A 19570-nucleotide genomic window follows, 5' to 3' on the forward strand; every position below is an offset into this window, starting at 1 on the left:
CTTGGCAGAATTAGAGTATGACCCTGTCGCAGAACCATCCGATGCTCGATGGACGTACCCAAGATTCCGCTTTGATCCAAGCTTTGACGGGCAAAACTCCGTCGCACCATCCAGTGTGGTTCATGCGCCAAGCGGGGCGTTCCCTGCCGGAATACCTGAAGTTGCGTGAAGGCGTGAGCATGCTTGATTCATGCCTGGACCCAGCAATGGCCAGCGAAATCACCCTGCAACCGGTACGCCGACACAAGGTTGACGCCGGAATCTTCTTCTCCGATATTGTCATCCCACTGCGCTTGGCTGGAATCGGTGTAGACATCGTGCCAGGCGTTGGCCCGGTACTAGATACTCCTATCCGCACCGCGGAACAGGTCGCAGCACTTCCAGAACTCACCGAAGAGTCCTTGGAACCAATTCGTGAAGCTGTGCGCTTGACCGTTGCTGAATTAGGCTCCACGCCATTGATCGGTTTTGCCGGCGCACCATTTACCGTGGCCGCCTACATGGTTGAAGGCAAGCCAAGCCGCGACCACTTGGGTCCACGCACCATGATGCATTCAGAACCAGAAGTGTGGGATGGACTCATGCGTTGGGCTGCCGACGCTTCAGGCAAGTTCTTGCGTGCACAGGTTGAAGCCGGGGCTTCTGCGGCTCAGCTATTTGATTCGTGGGCAGGTTCCTTGTCATTGCCTGACTATGAAAAGTTCGTCGCGCCTTATTCGTCGCAGGCTTTGGATTTCGTTCGTGACTTGGGTGTGCCATTGATTCACTTCGGCACCGGCACCGGGGAACTGCTAAGCGCTATGCGCGATATTGGCGTTGACACCGTGGGCGTGGATTACCGCATTCCACTGGATACCGCGATCGAACGGTTGGGCCAAGGCGTTTCGGTTCAGGGCAATATCGACCCTGCACTGCTGACCGCTCCATGGGAAGTGCTTGAAGCGCACGTGCGTGAAGTTGTTGAAGCTGGAAAGCAGGCCCGTGGACACGTAGTGAACCTGGGCCATGGTGTTCCGCCAACTACGGATCCAACTGTGCTGAGCAAAGTGGTAGAGCTCATTCACTCGCTGTAATTCAACGGGTCTAAGCTGGGAGTAGTGCCTTGGGCTTGTGCGTAATCCCGGTCCAAGGCAACCGCTTCAATGTGTGAAGGTAGAAGGTGCTAAGTACGTGAGCAAGGAATCATCGCCAGCTTCTGTAGAGCGTTCAGAGATCTCTTCGCAGTCGCCTGCCCACGCTTTGCGGTTGCTAGAAAAAGTACGCAAAGCCAATGAAACCCGACATAACAAACGCACTGCCACCGATGAGGCTAAGCCGAAGGCAGCACACGCGGTAGTTATCGGCGGTGGCATCGCAGGCCTGGTCGCTGCCCGAGATCTTCGTCAAACCGGATACGCAGTCACCGTCTTAGAAGCCAATGACAGCTTTGGCGGCAGCATGCGAACCACCGACGTAGCCGGACTGAAAATTGATGCCGGCGCAGAATCCTTTGCGGTACGTCAGGGTACGGTTGCCGCCTACCTAGATGAATTGGACCTGAGTGAAAAAATCGCTCAGACCTCGGGCCAGTCAGCCTGGTTGATTCAGGGGGACGAGCAAGAGATCGTGGCACACCCAATGCCTGCCACTGCCCTACTTGGCATCCCTGCGGATGTACGCACCGATGCTGTGCGCAACATTATTGGTCGCGCCGGCACAGTCCGTGCGGCTGCTGACCTGATCACGCCAATGAGCAAAAAGTGGGCTACCCAAAAACTTTCAGTGGCTGAAGTAGTGCGCACCCGTATGGGGCAAGCGGTTTTGGACCTGCTGGTCTCGCCGGTGATTAATGGCGTGTACTCCACCGACCCGGCTCAGATCTCTATTGACGCTGCCGCCCCTGGCCTGCGCCAAGCGATGCAGGAAACCGGATCGTTGGCCCGCGCGGTAGCTAAATTGCAGGCTTCAGCTCCTGCAGGTTCACGCGTGGGCGGACTTGAGGGTGGAATGTTTACCCTCGTTGAGTCACTCGTGAAGCAACTAGAAGACTCCGGGGCAACGCTGGTTCGTAATTCGCCAGTCACTGCCGTCAGTTACGACGCTCATGCCCAGATCACCTATACGGTAACTAGCCTTGGCCAAAAAATTCAGGCAGAGCGGGTCGTCATTGCCACACCGGCTGCACCTGCCTTAGAGCTGATTAACCCGCTGCTGGCTTCCGAGGCACAAATTAGTGCTGAGGACACGTCCAATTCCATTGCGCTAGCAATTTTGGTGGTGGACAAGCCTGAACTGGATGATGCACCGCGTGGTTCGGGAGTGCTGGTCAATAAGAACGCTCCACTGACCGCCAAAGCGCTGACCCATTCCACTGCGAAGTGGCCTTGGCTCGCAAATGAAGCTGGCCCTGGAACCCACGTGGTTCGACTGTCCTTCGGTCGTATCGGTGAGTCTGAGCCAGTGGTTGAATCCGGCAATGACGAAGCATTGATCGAGTTAGCTATCAAAGACGCTTCAAAGATTCTCGGTGTTCAATTGCATCGGGATGATGTCTTAGGAAGTTTCGTCTCGCGCTTCAGCGACATGGTGCCTTTGCAAGGTGAAGCCGCAGTGCAGCGTCGAGTCGACCTTGAACAAGCGCTGGCACCATTGGTCGGGCTTGATGTGGTTGGTGCCTGGATTTCCGGTACGGGCCTAGCCCGAGTGATCTCTCAAGCACGCCGCGCGGTGGCCATCAGCGCCCGCTAAGACTTCAGCAAGAATTTTGGATTCATCATCCATGAAAAGATCCGCAGAACAAGGAGAACATCACGTGAGCAACGCACCCGAGCACAATTCGCCCGTCATGAACGAACGCACGAATGCGGGAGAAAACCCAACTTTCTTCTACACGCTCTGGACCATCTTTAAGCGTTCCGAAATCGTTGAGCGCAGCGAAGGCGCAGCAACCGAGTTTGATGCGCTGATCGCAGAGCTGGCCACCGAAGGTGCCATCGTGCGAGGCATCTACGACGTCTCGGCCATGCGCGAAGACGCTGACATCATGGTGTGGGTCCACGGCCCATCTGCCGAGCTGCTTCAGGCTTCGCTGCGCAAGATCCGTCGCTCCGCGCTGCTGGAAGGCACAAAAATTGTGTACTCCACCATGGCTGTGCACCGCGAAGCAGAATTTGCTAAGAACCACTCTCCAGCTTTCGCCCGCGGCATCCGCGCCAAGGAATGGATGACGGTTTACCCGTTTGTTCGTTCCACCGACTGGTACACCATGGACCCAGCCGAACGTGGCAAAATGCTTCGTGACCACGGCATCCTAGGCCGCGAATTCCCTAACGTTCTGGCCAACACGGTCGCTGCGTTCTCCTTCGGTGACTACGAGTGGCAGATTTGCCTCGAAGCCGATGACATGATCGACCTTGTCGATATGATGCGTCACCTGCGCTACACCGAAGCCCGTCACCACGTACGTGAAGAAACCCCGTTCTACACCGGACGGAAGATCTCTGCTGCCGACGTGCTTGAGGTATTAAAGTGAGCCAGAGTTTTGATCCGCGCCAGGGATTCGACCAGAACGGTCAGATGATTCCTAAAGCGTATGATGCTTTGCTACTCGCCTCCTTTGGTGGGCCAGAAGGCCAAGACGATGTGCTGCCATTTTTGCGCAACGTCACCGGAGGCCGAGGTATCCCGGATGAACGCCTTGAAGAGGTGGCAGTTCACTACCGCAAAAATGGTGGTGTCTCACCGATCAACGAACAAAACCGTGAGTTGAAGGCCGCGCTGGAAGCCGAGCTGGCATCCCGTGGCATCAACCTGCCGGTGTACTGGGGTAACCGTAACTGGCACCCGTTTGTAAACGACACCTTGCAACAGCTGGCCGACGATGGTCACCGCAAAGTTCTGATGCTCGGCACCGGCGCCTACTCAGGGTACTCGGCCTGCCGACAGTACCGCGAAGACCTTGGCATGGGGCTGCTGGCCACGGGCCTAGACGGCGTGGTTGAAGTTGATAAGATCCGTCAGTTCTTTGATACTCCCGCTTTTGTTGAGCCTTTTGTTCAGAGCTTGCGGATTTCTTTGGCTAAGGTTCAGGCCCAGCTTGCTGAGGCTGGAAAAACTGACAAGCCAGTGAAGATCGTTTTTGTCACCCACTCCATTCCGATGGGGGATGCGCAGGCTGCTGGTCCGAAAGAAATTCGCGAAGCAAACAGCGAAAATCTCTACACCGCGCAGCACCGGGCCGTCGCGCAGTACATTCTTTCCCAGGTTGAAGAAGCCAAGGGATTGGACTACTCGTTGGTGTACCAGTCTCGTTCGGGTGCGCCGCACATGCCGTGGCTGGAACCGGATATCAATGACGCACTGGAAGAGGATGCTGCTGCCGGTGTCGGCGGTGTTGTTGTTGTACCGATCGGGTTTATCTCTGATCATATGGAAGTGCTTTGGGATCTAGATACCGAAGCCAAGGACACCTGTGCTCAGCTGGGTCTGGCCTTTGATCGTGTGGCCACCCCGGGTACCCAGCAACCTTTTGTTTCCGGTTTGGTTGACCTGATTGAAGAGCGTCTGCTCGGCGAAGATGGCAAGGCACGCCGGGCTGGTCGTGCCTCGGTGGTTCAGGGCGGTCCATGGTTTGATGTCTGCCGCCCAGGCTGCTGCGAAAAGCGGGCCTTGGACGGAACGCTGCGGCCAACTATTGCCGCCGTTGACTCTGAAGTTGGAGTGCCACAATCATGAGCGAATCGTTCCGAGTAGGTACTCGCGGTAGTGCGTTGGCCACCACCCAGACCGGTTGGGCTGCGCAGAAGCTCGCCGAAATTTCTGGTCTTGAAGTGCAGACCGTTCTGGTGAAAACCGAGGGTGACGTAGTGACCGGATCGCTGGCAACCCTTGGTGGTACCGGCGTCTTTGCCGCCGCTTTGCGCCAACGTCTACTGGATTCCGGATGCGACCTAGCCGTCCACTCACTCAAGGACTTGCCGACAGCGCAACCTGAGGGCTTGGTTCTGGCCTGCATCCCGGCCCGTGAAGATGTTCGAGACGCACTGTGCTCCCATGACTCACTGGGCTTGGATGATTTGCCACAGCGTGCCAAAGTCGGCACCGGTTCTCCACGCCGAGCAGCCCAGCTCTTGGCCTACCGTAGCGACCTGCAGATTGTTGATATCCGCGGTAACGTCCCTACCCGTTTGGGTCGGGTCAAAGGCATCGGTGAGACCTTGGATGACGGCAGTGTTGGCCGAAGCACCCAGGGCGATTTGGATGCGGTCATTTTGGCCGCCGCCGGAATGCGTCGACTCGGGCTGGAAAGCTACATCACCGAGTACCTAAATCCCTCGATCATGTTGCCTGCCCCGGGCCAGGGTGCCTTGGCACTGGAAGTGCGTAGCACCGGTAGCGGCCACCAAGCCTTGGATCAGGCCCTGGAATCATTTGATGATCTTCATACCCGAATGCAGGTTGTCGCCGAACGTTCCTTGCTTTCCACGCTAGAAGCAGGATGCGCCGCACCCATTGGCGCGCTGGCGCAGGTGGATGGTGCCGAGCTGGTGCTCGAAGCGGTGGCCTGCAACCCCGATGGATCTGAAGTGATGCGCCGTAGCGCTCGTACTTCCGCCGACTCCATCAACTCCGCTGTGCAGCTTGGCCGAGACCTGGCCGAATCCATGATTGCTGACGGCGCTGCCGTCGTTGCCGGTTTGGCCTGAACACCCGCTCATGACCTATCACGCCCTAATCCTGCGTAACCCGGCACGAGCCGAAGCTACGGTGCAGGAATTTGACCAGCTGGGTATCACTTCGTGGTGTGCCCAGCTGATCGATACTATCTGGCCAACAGATCGTACGGAGCTAGTGCGCATGAGCGAGCAACTGCTTGCCGGTAAGTATCAGTGGTTGGTTGTTACCAGCGTGAATACGGTGCGAGTTGTTGATCAATTGATCGGGGAGCAGCGCTTACCGGCAAGTCTGCGTATCGCTTCGGTGGGTGAAAAAACCAGCCTTGCCATTAGCGAGCTCTGGGGGCGAGAAGTAGATTTTCAGCCCACACTGCAGTCAGCGGCAGGGATGCGAGACGAATGGCAGCCTGAAACTGATGCACACCTGTGCTACCCGCACGGGGACTTGGCCAGCTCCACCTTGGCGGACGCGCTTGCCTTGCTACCGGTGAGCGTGGATGAATTTGAAGCCTACCGCAACGTTGCCGCGGGCAGCGGGGAGTACCGGTAGATTCATCGGTGCCTACCCAGGGGCTAAATATTCTGCAGGCTGAGGCGATCAGTGAGAAACTGGAACTGATGGATCTGGTCGTTTTCTCGGCTCCCTCGGTGGCAAAACGCTTCGCAGAACTTGTTGCTGGCGCGCTGCCACAGAAGCTGCGAACCATTGCCATCGGTCAGCCCACGGCCAAGGCTATGGCCCGAGCATCCATCCCGGTGCACGCGATCGCCACCCAGCCGACCCCGCGTGGCTTAGCCGACGCGGCCAAAGATTTGCTGCTGCTCAACGGTACGACCGAAGCTGCAGATAGTAAGTAGTCAAGACAGAAAGTAGAGCTATGGGTTTCCCTGAGCACCGTCCTCGCCGATTGCGGCAGAATCCAGCCATGCGCCGTTTGGTGGCTGAAAATGAGCTGTCCGCTCGACAGCTGATTTTGCCAGCCTTCGTTCGTGAAGGATTTAGCAAGCCAAACGAAATCAGCTCCATGCCCGGCGTTGTTCAGCACTCCATGGACTCGCTGAAGGCTGCTGCCAATGACGCGGCAGAACGCGGCCTGGGTGGAATTATGCTCTTTGGCATCCCTGAAGAACGCGACGAAACCGGATCTGCCGGAATCGACCCCCAGGGGATCTTGAATCAGGGTATTGCTGCGGTCCGCGCCGAGGTTGGCGACGAACTATTGGTCATGTCCGATGTGTGCCTAGATGAGTTCACCTCGCACGGCCACTGTGGTGTCCTTGATGCCAATGGCCAGGTGGACAACGATGCAACGTTGGACATTTACGCGCAGATGGCCCTGGCGCAGGCCGAGGCCGGTGCCCACATTTTGGCTCCATCGGGCATGATGGACGGTCAGATCGGTGTGATCCGCCAGGCCCTTGATCTAGCCGGACGCCAGGACATCGCACTGTTGGCTTACAGCGCCAAGTACGCCAGCGCTTTTTACGGTCCATTCCGTGAAGCCGTAGACTCCCAGCTGGTTGGTGATCGCCGTACTTACCAGATGGACAGCGCCAACCGAAGCGAAGCCGTCATCGAGGCAGAGCTGGACATCGCCGAGGGCGCTGACATGATCATGGTCAAGCCAGCCATGAGCTACCTGGATATCGTGCGCGATATTGCAGATTTCTCCCCAGTGCCGGTTTCCGCTTACCAAATTTCCGGTGAGTACGCGATGATCGAAGCTGCCGCTGCCAATGGCTGGATCGATCGCAAGGGCGCCGTTCTTGAGTCTTTGCTTTCCATCAAGCGTGCCGGTGCCCAACAGATTCTCACATACTACGCAGCCGAAGTTGCCGGCTGGCTTAAGGAAGGTAAGTAAGACTGATGTCTAACTCAGAACAGCTCTTCGCCGAGGCCCGCGAGGTCATGCCTGGTGGCGTGAACTCGCCAGTACGTGCCTTCGGTTCAGTCGGCGGCATTCCACCATTTATGGTTGGCGCCAAGGGCGCTTACCTCACCGATGCTGATGGCAAGGAATATGTTGACCTGGTCTGCTCGTGGGGTCCAGCCTTGCTCGGCCACTCGCACCCAGAAATCCAAGCTGCGGTACACGCTGCCGTTGATCGTGGTCTGTCCTTTGGCGCGTCCACCCCGGATGAGGCCAAGCTCGGTCAACTGATCAAGTCACGGATGGGCGGTGTAGACCGTGTACGCATGGTTTCTACCGGCACCGAGGCCACCATGACCGCAGTTCGTTTGGCCCGTGGCTACACAGGTCGTGACCTGATCATCAAGTTCTCCGGTTGTTACCACGGACACCTGGACGGCCTGCTGGCTGATGCAGGTTCCGGACTGGCTACCTTGGCATTGCCAGGTTCCGCTGGGGTTACCGCGGCCACCGCTGCAGAAACCCTGGTGCTGCCATACAACGATCGCACCGCCATTGAAGCTGCGTTCGCCGAGCATGGTGCCAATATCGCTGCGGTCATTACCGAATCAGCTCCATGCAACATGGGTGTGGTGACCCCTGAAGAGGGCTTCAACAAGTTCCTGAAGGAAACCACCGCCAAGCATGGCGCACTGCTCATCGTTGATGAAGTGCTCACCGGTTTCCGTGCTTCTTCCTCGGGCTACTGGGGCTTGACCGGAAAGGTCGAGGGCTGGACCGCAGACCTCTACACCTTCGGTAAGGTCATCGGCGGTGGCCTTCCTACCGCTGCGCTCGGCGGTCGTGCCGACGTCATGGACTACTTGGCGCCACTGGGTCCGGTGTACCAGGCTGGCACGCTCTCGGGCAACCCTGTAGCTATGGCTGCTGGTATTGCGCAGTTGAGCAATGCGACCGAAGAGGTCTACGCGCACCTGACCAAGCAGTCTGATGCGTTGCAGGCAGCTATCACCGAGGCATTCAACGCCGAGGGCCTGAACCACTCGATCCAGCGTGCCGGTACGTTGTTCTCGGTTGCGTTCGGCACGGCCGAAAACGGCGTGCACAACTACGCTGACGCACAGGGTCAGGAAGTCTTCCGCTACGCGCCGTTCTTCCACTCCATGCTGGACTCAGGCGTTTACCTGCCACCAAGTGTCTTCGAAGCATGGTTCGTCTCGGCAGCTCACGATGATGCTGCAATGGAGAAGATCTTTGCAGCCCTTCCAGCAGCAGCCAAGGCTGCTGCCGCGGCGAAGGCCTAAACAAGAGTAATAGAGCCCGGGGGCAGGCGGAACCATATTTTCTGGTGCCGCCTGCCCCGGGCTTTCTTGTGCCCTGAAATCTTCTGATCATAGATTCTTCCGGAACGCAAAACAGCCCGAGTTCCGTGAGGAACTCGGGCTGTGGAATGCTTCGAACTAGGAGCGGTGCTCCTCGTCAAAAGTGGGGATTAGAAAGCTGGGATGACGCTGCCGTCGGTCCAAGTCTTCTTGATGTAGGCGCGAACCTCATCGGAGTGCAAAAGCTCTTCAAGCTTCTTGATGGCGGCGGTATCTTCACCTTCACGCCAGGTCAGGAAGTTAGCGTTTGGGTTGTTGTCGCCGGATTCCTGAGCTAGCATCTCGTCCTTGTTCAGCTTTGCCTGAACGATGAAGTTACCGTTGATCACAGCAACGCCAATGGACTTGTCGCTCTTGTAGTACTGAACTACCTGCTCAGCGTTGGCATCCTTGAGCTTGAGGGACAGAGGGTTCTTTTCCTTGTCGTCCTGGACGGTGAGGATTGAATCGTCATCAGCGATGTTCTTGAGCAGGCCAGCCGTTTCCAGAACACGCATGCCGCGGATCTGGTTTACTGGGTCGTTGTTCAGCAGAACGGTGGTGCCCTCGGTAACTTCCTTAGGATCCTTGAACTGCTTCGAGAAGACGGTCATTGGCTCTACGTGGATACCGGCACCGTGGGCGAACTTGTAGCCCTTTTCTTCGGTTTCAGTCTTCAGGTATGCCTCGGTCTGGAAGTAGTTGGCGTCCAGCGATCCATCTTCTAGCGAGGTGTTAGGCAGAACATAATCGTCGTATTCAACGACGTCCAGGTCGATGCCAGCATCCTTGGCTAGGTTCTCATCAACGAAGCGAAGAATGTCAGCCTGTGGAACTGGGCTGGCGCCTACCTTGATGGTGACAGGCTTTGCTGGGTCCAAGGTTGCATTCGCATCAGCTGATGGTGAGCTGCTACCGCAAGCGGTGAGTGCAAATGCGGTGGCAATGCCGGTGATTGCAAGTGTGAGCTTTTTACGCATAACTTGTCTTCCTTTGAGTTGGAGCCGTGGGGCTCGGTTGCGAGTGAGGATTGCCGTGTCATGACATAGTCCACGGCTCCACCGGTAGACCGATGGAAGTCTTTATTTGTTTTAGCGGTGATCGACTTTGCGGGCAATCAAGTCGCCAATGATCTGTACAAGCTGCACCATGATGACGATAACGATGATCGTGGTGATCATGATTGGCATGTTGTAGCGGGTGTAGCCGTAGGTGTAAGCCATGCGACCCAAACCGCCACCGCCGACCAAACCGGCCATTGCAGAGTAACCAATCAGCGTCACTACAGTTGTTGTAACCGCTGCGATGATGCCTGGCATGGCTTCGGGAACCAGTACCTTGCGGATGGTCTGCATTTTTGTAGAACCCATGACCAGCGCTGCATCAACCTTGCCGGAGGAAACGTCGCGAAGGGCGGTTTCCACTAGACGGGCGAAGAACGGAATAGTACCGATGGTCAGTGAAACCGAGGCGGCGATTGGGCCAATCGAGGTGCCAACCACCAAGGCGGAGAACGGAATCAAGGACACCATGAGAATGGCGAATGGAATCGAGCGGGTGATGTTGATGATGATTCCGGAAAGTACGACGTTCATCCAGCGAATTGGAGTCAATCCGCCCTTGCCAGTGACGTGAAGCAGAATGCCGAGAACTAGGCCAATAACGATGGTGATGACACCGGAGATAACAACCATCTCAAGCGTTTCAACGGTGGCGGTGCCCATGGCCTTGAGGACTGTTGGAGTAAAGAAATCCATGATCTACTTGGCTCCCTTCACGGTTACGGCGATGCCGTTGGAGGTCAAATGGTTCACGATGGCGTCCAAGTCCGCATCAGCGTTCAACTGCAAGCGCAGGTGCGCGTACTGCTGTTCACCAAGCTGTTCTACAGAACCGGCCAACACGTTTACATCAGTGTTGAACTGGCGAGCTACAGAAGAAATGACGGGCTCAGTGGCCTGCTGACCGGTGTAGAGCAAGTCCAGAACCGGGCCGGATCCTTCTGCGCGTGGTGCATCGCCTGGCAGGGGAAGTAGCGTCGAGGCGAGGTTTCCGGTGGCGTTGGTGATGACCTGCTCAATGGAGCCGGTTTCAACAATCTTGCCGCGTTCTAGCAGCGAGACGGAGTCACAGGCCTGCTTTACCACGTGCATTTCGTGGGTGATGATCAGAACGGTGATGTTCAAACGGTCGCGGAGCTCTTTGACCAGTTCAAGAATCTCATCCGTGGTCTTAGGATCCAGGGCGCTCGTTGGCTCATCGCAGAGCAAAACGTCGGGGTCGGTCGTCAGTGCGCGGGCAATACCTACACGCTGGCGTTGACCGCCGGAAAGCTGTGATGGGTACGCCTTAGCAAACTGAGTCAAACCAACTAGTTCCAGTAGTTCAGCTACCTTGGCAGCAACCTGGTCCTTTGGGGTTCCAACCAATTCCAGTGGGTAGGCAACGTTTTGCTCGGTCGTGCGCGAGTCAAAAAGATTGGCGTGCTGGAAGACCATGCCGATGCGACGGCGAGCATCGCGCAGCTCGTTTGAACTGACGTTGGTCAGTTCTTGTCCGTTGACAGCTACGGTGCCAGAGGTTGGTTGGTCAAGCAGGGTCAAACAGCGAACAAGGGTGGACTTGCCAGCCCCTGAATGTCCGACGATGCCATGAATCTTCCCGGTGGGGACTTCAAGGCTGACACCATCAAGGGCAACAACATCTTTGCTGCCCTGCTGGTAGACCTTTCGCAGGTCACTAACTGTGATCACTAGGCGGGTTCCTTCAGTTCTCAAATGGGTAGAGAGAGTACCCTCCATTCAACCACCATCGAACTAAATCGCCCGAATAGGGCCGAAAATCGCCTCAAGATTCTTAGTCGAGAGTCATAAAGGTTGACATCTCGAAGATTGTTCTTCAAATTGTGACAGAAGATGAACTATTGACTTCCGCGGAATGACGCATCGGCACCTAAGGTATCTGTGACATCAGGCATAGGCGCTTGTCTTGTGTGTGAGTTACCTCTCCATGATGGGCCACGCACCGTCCACAACGGCTTCAGGCTTGGTCTTGCGCAAGTAAGTTTGGAAGCTTTCCGCCTGCTCGCGAGCCCAACCAATTTGCCATCCGTGAAGAACCTGCGGCTCGACGTGCAGCTGCGGGTAGCGCTCACCGATCTGTCGGGCCACCTCTACACAGGCAACCGCGTCAGCCAAGGAAGTGTGCGCGTTTTCTAGAACAACACCATAGAACTCGCAGGCCGCGCTCAACGTGCGCTTGCCCTTGCGGAACTTATCGACCTGCTTATCAATGATGAACGGGTCAATCACGTTGCCCGGGAAGAACGGTGGCAGATCATGACGCAGGGCCTCATTGTAAAGAACCGAAAAATCATAGGACGCGTTAAACGCGACGATCGGTGACTGCTCGGAGGCGAAAGACAACAGCTGGATGATTTCTTGAACAGACTGCTTGGCTGGTGCACCCTCAGCGCGAGCCTTTTCGGTGGAAATACCGTGAACCGCAGTTGCAGCTTCCGGGATCTCGACTTCAGGATTAACTAACCACTCACGACGGTTAACCACATTGCTCTGTGCATCTAAGAGCACCACTGATGCTGTAACGATCCGTGCGGTGTTTGTATCAACGCCGGTAGTTTCCAAGTCAAAGCCAATTGCAAGGCCCTTGTGCCATTCATTCATAGGCACAACGCTACAGGCTGAGAAGGACACAGCGGCGGCCACACGCGCATGTTGTGGATCAACGGCAGCTAGTTGGCAGAATAGGACTATGAATGAAGCTGGAGTTCAGGAACCAATCGAATATGGCCAGGCCGTCCATCAGCTGGCCCGATTGATTCCCGCGGGTGCAGTTCTGAGCTACGGCGATGTGGCCGAGCTGCTCGGCAGTGGTGGGCCTCGCCAGGTAGGCAAGGCGATGGCGCTGGCCCCTGGCGGAACGCCTTGGTGGCGTGTTTTGAGGGCTAACGGAAGTATCGCTGATCCGTTGATGCCTGTTGCGCTGGAACATTGGAATGAAGAAAAGCTGGCGCTTCCAGAGAAAAAGTGGATATGAATAAGTTCCGGTGGAACCCAACACCCGCTGCCTGGGATGAAATAGATATCCTCAGATCGTCGTTGGGCAACCCCAAAATGTCGGAAATGGATGATGAACTGTAACCATGGACGATGCACGAAGCGAACTTATGGCAGATCCCGAAAACATTGTGGATCAGCTTCAATTGGTGCGTACCCCGGTCTTAGTTACTGGTGCACCCGGTACGGGCAAAACTCGTGCGCTGATCGGCACCGCTGTTGCCCATCTGGATGCCGGCTTGGACCCGCAGTCCCTACTGATTATCGCGCCAACCCGTATGACGGCCGCTTCAATCCGTGATGAGCTAAGCCGACGTGCTGAACAGACCTTTACCGAACCGGTTGTTCGTTCATGGTCCTCCTACGCTTTTGATCTCATTAGACGCGCAAGAGTGGAAGGGCTATTGCCGTTCCTAGAGCGTCCGCCAAGATTGCTCTCTGGTCCCGAGCAGGACACCTTGATTGGGAACTTGCTTGAGGGACATTCCCAAGGACTGACTCTTGGACCGCAGTGGCCCGAGGAACTAGAACTAGCCGTTGAGACTCGTGGATTCCGCAAAGAGGTCCGTGAATTTTTTGACCGAGTCTCAGAACTTGGACTAGAACCTGCCGACGTTGAGCGCTTAGGTGAACAAGCTCAGCGGCCTGAATGGCTGGCAGCTGCAGGTTTTTATCAGGAATACAGGGATCTTCTAGATCTGGGAAGTGCCGAGGCTTTTGACCCGGCAGGGCTAATCACCCGCGCTGCCGAAATTCTTGAAGATAACCAGTCGTTCCTTCATGCCGAACAAGATCGGCTCCAATTGGTGTTGGTAGATGACTTGCAAGAAGCAACACTGTCACAGCATCGGCTTCTAGCGCTTCTGGGCAAGGACCGGGCATTAGTTGCGTTTGCCGCGCCCGACAGCGTAGTTCAGGGATTTCGTGGTGCACGCACCGATGAATTGCATCGATTTGAACAGAACTACACCAGCTCTACAACAGTCACCTATATTGAACTGACCCACGGATATCGAATGTCTGCCCTGATCACGCAGGCTTGGCAACGAATTGTACGTCGTGTACCCGTAGCCGCTGGCAGTCGTGGGCGAACGATTGAGCCACCGCAGAGTAGCGCCACCGATGTCTGTGTTGCCTTGACCTTTGAAAACTCAACGCTGGAAGAACGCTTCATCGCCCAGCGCATCGTTCAGCTCAACCTCTTTGAAAACCGCAGTCTCTCCGAGATGGCAATTGTTGTCCGTAACGGTTCCCAAGTTCGTTCCTTTAGCCGTTTCCTAGAAGGACAGGGAATCTCGGTCCAAATCCCACCGGCAGAGATTCCGCTTAAGGACGAGGGGGCGGTCCGTCCGCTACTGGACCTACTAGAACTGGCTCACAACAACTCCGTTGCTGACGATCCGTTGCTGATGCAAAACCTGCTGTTATCGCGTTACGGCATGAGCACGGCACTGGAAATCAGACGCCTGCGCCAGCTGCTACGCCAGCGCGAAGCCGCCAACGGTGGACGGCGTTCAAGCCAAGAGTTGCTTGAAGCCTGCCTCCAAGAACCAGAGCTGGCAGCTGAGCTAGGCAAGCCGGCCTTCGGACTTCAACGTCTGCTGAAAATGTACACAGCGCTAAATACCGAACTAGCGTCAGGCACCGCAACTCCCGAAACTGCGTTGTGGTCCATGTGGGAAGCCTCCGGTCGAGCCCAAGCATGGCGCGACGAAGCACTTGGTACAGGGAACTCGGCGCGTAGAGCAGACCACGACCTCGACGCCGTACTCTCGCTATTCCAAGCAGCAGAGCGATTTGTGGATCAGCTGCCAGGCGCCAGCGTGCCGCAATTTATTGACCACATCCTGAACCAGGATCTGCCGATGGACTCCTTGGCTACCCGCGCCGCGGGCGGCAACACGGTGACCGTGCTGACCACCGCTGCTGCCGCGGGCAGGCAATGGCCAGTGGTGTTTATCCCCGGTCTGCAAGAGGGGTCGTGGCCTAACCTGCGTTTGCGTGGTGAGTTATTAGGATCCAATGCCCTCGCAGACGCTGCCGAACATGGGGTCGGTTTCCTTACCACCCGCACACCCACACATTTGGTCCGCCAAATTCGCAATGACGAGTTGCGCAGCTTCAGCAACGCAGTTTCGCGAGCTTCAGAACAATTGATTTGCACGGCTGTCGATAACGAAGACAGTCAACCATCTTCCTTCCTCGACCTAGTTGAACCACCGGGGCCCGACGGACGGGAACCCACATCGGTGCCGCGTATCCGTTCGCTGTCCACACTGGTGGCCCAGCTACGCAAGAGCGCTGAACAAAGCAAGGCCGCACTGCTCGGTGCGATTGCTGCCCCAGAGGGAACTGACCCCCAAGCCCAGTACCAAGACGCGGTACAAGTTTTAGCGTTGTTGGCCGGAACCCAACAGCCTGTACGTGGCGCACGTCCAGATCACTGGTGGGGACTACGCCCGTTGTCTTCCAGCGCACCGGTGGTGCCAGAAGATCAGCCGCGCCGTGTCTCGCCGTCCAAAGTTGAAACCCTGGTTAAATCACCGTTTAACTGGTTTGTGCAAAGCGCCGGCGGCACAGCAGCACACGACTTTGCCGCATCACTCGGTACCCTCATCCACTCCATTGCAGAAGAGCACCCAGACGCCAGCGGACACGAATATCAACAAATCCTTGAGCAGCGTTGGCCAGAACTTGAAAAGCTCGATAACTGGGAAGGGCAACGAGACTTTGACCGCGCTAGCGACATGCTCAAGAAATTTGCCCAGTACTGCATTTCCATGCGGCAAGAAGGTAGAGAACTGGTCGCACGGGAAATGCCGTTCCAAATTGAAGTACCAACGCAGGATGGCACAGCGGTGCAGTTGCGAGGCATCATCGACCGTGTCGAGGCAGATTCGAACGGAAAAGTAACGGTCGTTGACCTCAAAACCGGATCGATGGCACCAAGCAAAAATGACACCTTGGAACATCCGCAGCTAGGCGTGTACCAAACAGCCATCCAACTCGGGGCCCTACAAGAAAACCCGGACACCCAAGAGTTGTCCAACCAGCCTGCCGGAGCTTCCTTGGTCTACGTCGGCACCAAAACCAAAAGCCCCACTATTCGAGAACAACCTTCCCTAGATGGCGAAGACTGGGCGAAAACCTTGATCCTTGAAGCCGCCGAACTCATGGGGCATAGCGAGTTCATTACTCGCCACGTTGCAGGTGCCGCAGGAATCCTCGGCAACTGCACCCTGCCCGAAGTCTGCCCCCTCTGCGCCGAAGGACGACAGGTCACCGAACCATGAGCAACATCAAATACACCCCCGAAGAATTGTCCCTAGCCTTAGGCGAGAAGTTTCCACCCACTGGGCAGCAGGCTGAAATTATTGCTGCCCCGTTGGAGCCCATGCTGGTCATCGCCGGCGCAGGCTCAGGCAAGACCAAAACCATGGCGGACAAAGTTGTCTGGTTGGTCGCCAACCAGTTGGTGCGTCCCGAGCAAATTCTCGGCGTCACGTTCACCCGCAAGGCTGCCGGGGAACTCTCCGTTCGTATCCGCGCAAAAATTGCGCAGTTGGTAGCTACTGGACTGCTCAGCGAAGAAGAAACTCGAGACTTCCTTGACCCAGCCGTTTCCACCTATCATTCCTATGCCAACACCCTGGTACAGGATCACGGATTGCGTCTTGGACTAGAAGAAGACAGCGCACTACTTGGCGCAGCACAGTCCTGGCAGCTGGGGCATACAGTCCTTGAAAAGTACACGGGGGACTACCACCACCTCAATAGCGCTACGAGCACTCTGATCGACGCCATTGTTTCCTTCAGCTCCGAAGCTTCGGAGCACTTGGTCACCGCACCTGAAGCTCATCAATGGATTGATGATCTGGTTCTAAGATTGCGCGCTCTGCCGATGGACGCCGAAAAGGACAAGGCGCCGACTCAGGTAGCACTCAAACTCATCGACAAGCTTGCCTCCCGCGCCACTATTGCAGAGCTTGCCGAGGAATACACGCGCGAAAAGAAAAAGCTCGGGGTGATGGACTACGGGGATCTAGTCGCTCACGCAGCACGGATTGCCCAGGAGGTCCCTGCCGCTGCGCTCGCCGAAAGGGCTAGCCACAAGGTTGTCCTGCTCGACGAATTCCAAGATACTTCCCATGCCCAGATGGTGCTGTTCTCGCAGCTTTATGGCAAGGGACATCCGGTCACTGCGGTGGGGGACCCTAACCAATCAATTTATGGTTTCCGTGGAGCTAGCGCCGGTCAGCTTTTTAGATTCCCAGAAACATTCCCCATTGTGCGCGGTGAAGAGCACCAAATTGCCCACGTGAAGCATCTGACGATTGCTTGGCGCAATACCGTCAACGTGCTTTCTGCTGCTAACCAAATCACTGCCGGTGGATCGCCACACACCGGCCCGGTCACCGTTAAGCCATTGGAACCCTCTGCCTTTGCGCAGCCTGGTCGAGTCATTCTCAATCGTTGCGCGACAGTTCGCCAAGAAGCTGAAGCCATTGCTGATCAGATCATCTCGGAATCAAGAAAAGCCGTAGATGAGCCCAAAACGAGCGCAGTACTTTCGCGTAATCGAAGTCAGCTGAGCATTATGGGTGAGGTCCTCGCTGAGCGGGGTATCGCCTATCAGCTGGTGGGCTTATCCGGGCTATTGAGCACGCCTGAGGTTACGGATCTGGTTGCATGCCTGCATGTACTGGTAGACCCGTTACGTTCGGACAAGCTCATGAGGCTACTCTCGGGCGCCAGATGGCGTATTGGAACTGCTGATCTGGCAGCCTTTGCTGACTGGTCTCGACAATTAGAACGACGCAGAGCCAAAGGACTTCGGTCAGCGGAAGTCTCTAACGAAGCAACCGGAGCGCAAGAGAACGTCGAAGAGTCAGCGCGTGCTGAACTTAATGACGCGGCGAGCCTCATTGAAGCGTTGGACTTCCTTCCTGCTGAGGGATGGCAGAGCGCTGCTGGGCGTAGTTTGAGTGCAGAGGGCCGGTTACGACTTACCGCGCTAAAAGAAGAACTAGCCTCTTTGAGATTGATAGCCAACGATGACTTGGAAACCCTCATCCGTGAGGTCGAACGGGCCATGAATCTGGATATTGAGGTGGCCGTACGTCCGTGGGTTGACCAAGCTTCATCGCGGGCAAACCTCGACGCATTTGCTGACATAGTCCGTGATTATTCTCGGAATGCACCCCGCGTGGAGCTGGCAGGATTCCTGCTGTGGCTAGAACAAGCCGCAGAGAAAGAGAAGGGGCTGCCGCTTCCGAGTGAAGACGCTGATCCGCTAGCCGTCCAGTTGCTCACGGTGCATGCTTCGAAGGGCTTGGAATGGGACATTGTGGCCGTCATGTCCCTGAATGACGGTGTCTTCCCAGGAGCAAAGTCAGATCGCTGGACTAGCGGTGACAAGGCTTTACCGTGGGAGCTGCGCGGTGACGCCAAGGATCTGCCTCAATGGGATACGGACCAACCAGCACTGAAGGAATTGCTGGAAGCAGAGTCCATTTTAAAGACAAAGTTGAGGACCACCACGTAGCTGAAGAGCGGCGCTTGGCCTACGTAGCGGTAACGCGTGCTAAATCATTGCTCATCTGCAGTAGTAGCATTTGGACTGCCACACGAAGCAAACCGACCGAACCGTCGCAGTTCTTTTCGGCTTTAGTCCCGTTGGCCGAAGGTAACGATCCCAAGGCAGAAATTGGTGTCTGGGTTAAGGACGAAGACGCTCCGGAACAAAATCCCAGCAGACTGACACCCTTGGAAGCCTTATGGCCTTACGATCCGTTGGAAGGACCACAGATTACCGGCGGTATGAACCGCACCGAATTCCCTTACTCGCGCCGCGAAGTCATGCAGGAAATTGCTCAAGACGTGCTCAAGGAAAGCGAGCAGTCCCAGTTGCTGACCGAAGAGGGGCAACAATGGGCGGATGAAGCGCGCAGGCTGCTTGCCCAGCGTGAATTCCTGTCCAATCGCGAACGGCGAGTTGAAGCACCCGAGCACGTCCGGGCCTCGCTATTTGTTGAGTTGGCTGAAGACCCGGTTTCGGTTTTGGAAAATCTCAGGCGCCCGGTACCGCGGCGTCCGGGACTTGCAGCGCGCCGAGGAACTGCCTTCCACGCGTGGATTGAGGAGTTCTACGAAAAGACTTCTATGTTGGATCTCGGCGAGATTGTCGAGCCCGCGGATGACTATCTTGACCAGGCTCTGGACTTGGAGTCCATGAAAGAGGCATTCCTGGCCAGCGAATGGTCGCAACTTCAACCGGCCTATGTGGAAGTACCCTTGGAAACCCGTGTCGGTCCGGTGGCCGTTCGAGGCAGGATCGACGCGGTGTTCCAGATGGAAGACGGCACGTGGTTGCTACTCGATTGGAAAACTGGGCGAGTTCCGCATGGGAAGGACCTGAAGAGCAAACTAGTTCAGCTGGCGGTGTACCGACTCGGCTGGTCCCGTCTTCACGGCATCGCATTAGAAGATATCAAGGCTGCGTTCTACTACGTAGCCGCCGGGATGACCATTCGTGCAGAACACCTCTCGGACGAAGCTGAACTCGAAGCGATGATCACCAACGCATTCGAGCAGCTCGACCGCTAGAG

The 19570-nt window shown here is 56.3% G+C and carries 17 protein-coding genes; 13 read left to right on the forward strand and 4 right to left on the reverse strand.

Going from position 1 to position 19570, the window contains the following annotated elements; all coding sequences use genetic code 11:
* Positions 1-17 precede the first annotated feature (17 nt).
* From hemE to hemL, 9 genes are all read left to right on the forward strand, one after another.
* Positions 18-1073 (forward strand): uroporphyrinogen decarboxylase, encoded by a 1056-nt coding sequence (gene hemE, locus N6V40_RS08910; RefSeq protein ID WP_262197358.1) that lies wholly within the window; start codon positions 18-20, stop codon positions 1071-1073.
* A gap of 97 nt (positions 1074-1170) precedes the next feature.
* Positions 1171-2727, forward strand: coding sequence for a protoporphyrinogen oxidase (hemG, locus tag N6V40_RS08915; protein ID WP_262197359.1), 1557 nt, complete (start codon positions 1171-1173; stop codon positions 2725-2727).
* A 97-nt stretch (positions 2728-2824) separates the two neighbouring features.
* Positions 2825-3511, forward strand: coding sequence for a hydrogen peroxide-dependent heme synthase (gene hemQ / locus N6V40_RS08920; RefSeq protein WP_131089795.1), 687 nt, complete (start codon positions 2825-2827; stop codon positions 3509-3511).
* Positions 3508-4713: a ferrochelatase gene (locus N6V40_RS08925; protein WP_262197360.1), complete on the forward strand. Its 1206-nt coding sequence runs from the start codon at positions 3508-3510 to the stop codon at positions 4711-4713. The genes hemQ and N6V40_RS08925 overlap by 4 nt, the downstream gene beginning before the upstream one ends.
* Positions 4710-5684, forward strand: a complete 975-nt coding sequence (hemC, locus tag N6V40_RS08930; protein WP_262197362.1) for a hydroxymethylbilane synthase — start codon at positions 4710-4712, stop codon at positions 5682-5684. Before N6V40_RS08925 ends, hemC begins: the two co-directional genes overlap by 4 nt.
* Before the next feature lie 10 nt (positions 5685-5694).
* Positions 5695-6204, forward strand: coding sequence for a uroporphyrinogen-III synthase (locus tag N6V40_RS08935; protein ID WP_262197363.1), 510 nt, complete (start codon positions 5695-5697; stop codon positions 6202-6204).
* An 8-nt stretch (positions 6205-6212) separates the two neighbouring features.
* A complete protein-coding gene (locus N6V40_RS08940; protein ID WP_262197364.1) occupies positions 6213-6512 on the forward strand; it encodes a uroporphyrinogen-III synthase in 300 nt (99 codons plus the stop codon).
* Between the two features lie 20 nt (positions 6513-6532).
* The gene (gene hemB, locus N6V40_RS08945; protein ID WP_262197365.1) at positions 6533-7516 is read left to right on the forward strand and encodes a porphobilinogen synthase; all 984 of its coding nucleotides are present in this window, start codon (positions 6533-6535) and stop codon (positions 7514-7516) included.
* 5 nt (positions 7517-7521) lie between these two features.
* On the forward strand, positions 7522-8829 hold the full coding sequence (gene hemL / locus N6V40_RS08950; protein ID WP_262197366.1) for a glutamate-1-semialdehyde 2,1-aminomutase: 1308 nt from the start codon (positions 7522-7524) through the stop codon (positions 8827-8829).
* A 188-nt stretch (positions 8830-9017) separates the two neighbouring features.
* Here the strand turns inward: hemL and N6V40_RS08955 are convergent, their stop codons facing one another.
* The 4 genes from N6V40_RS08955 to N6V40_RS08970 form a co-directional block, all read right to left on the reverse strand.
* Positions 9018-9866: a MetQ/NlpA family ABC transporter substrate-binding protein gene (locus N6V40_RS08955; RefSeq protein ID WP_131088619.1), complete on the reverse strand. Its 849-nt coding sequence runs from the start codon at positions 9864-9866 to the stop codon at positions 9018-9020.
* 111 nt (positions 9867-9977) lie between these two features.
* Positions 9978-10643: a methionine ABC transporter permease gene (locus tag N6V40_RS08960; RefSeq protein WP_262197367.1), complete on the reverse strand. Its 666-nt coding sequence runs from the start codon at positions 10641-10643 to the stop codon at positions 9978-9980.
* 3 nt (positions 10644-10646) lie between these two features.
* Positions 10647-11639 (reverse strand): methionine ABC transporter ATP-binding protein, encoded by a 993-nt coding sequence (locus tag N6V40_RS08965; RefSeq protein WP_262197368.1) that lies wholly within the window; start codon positions 11637-11639, stop codon positions 10647-10649.
* A 246-nt stretch (positions 11640-11885) separates the two neighbouring features.
* Positions 11886-12569 (reverse strand): 3'-5' exonuclease, encoded by a 684-nt coding sequence (locus N6V40_RS08970; RefSeq protein ID WP_131088616.1) that lies wholly within the window; start codon positions 12567-12569, stop codon positions 11886-11888.
* An 88-nt stretch (positions 12570-12657) separates the two neighbouring features.
* Between N6V40_RS08970 and N6V40_RS08975 the strand changes: the two genes are divergently transcribed.
* From N6V40_RS08975 to N6V40_RS08990, 4 genes are all read left to right on the forward strand, one after another.
* Entirely contained in the window at positions 12658-12942 is a 285-nt protein-coding gene (locus N6V40_RS08975; protein WP_262197369.1) for an MGMT family protein, read from the forward strand.
* Between the two features lie 106 nt (positions 12943-13048).
* Positions 13049-16255: an ATP-dependent helicase gene (locus tag N6V40_RS08980; protein WP_262197371.1), complete on the forward strand. Its 3207-nt coding sequence runs from the start codon at positions 13049-13051 to the stop codon at positions 16253-16255.
* Positions 16252-18507: an ATP-dependent helicase gene (locus N6V40_RS08985; protein ID WP_262197372.1), complete on the forward strand. Its 2256-nt coding sequence runs from the start codon at positions 16252-16254 to the stop codon at positions 18505-18507. The genes N6V40_RS08980 and N6V40_RS08985 overlap by 4 nt, the downstream gene beginning before the upstream one ends.
* Positions 18426-19568: a RecB family exonuclease gene (locus tag N6V40_RS08990; RefSeq protein ID WP_262197373.1), complete on the forward strand. Its 1143-nt coding sequence runs from the start codon at positions 18426-18428 to the stop codon at positions 19566-19568. Before N6V40_RS08985 ends, N6V40_RS08990 begins: the two co-directional genes overlap by 82 nt.
* Positions 19569-19570 lie beyond the last annotated feature (2 nt).

It is taken from the genome of Glutamicibacter sp. M10, from assembly GCF_025452055.1.
Classification (GTDB): Bacteria; Actinomycetota; Actinomycetes; order Actinomycetales; family Micrococcaceae; genus Glutamicibacter.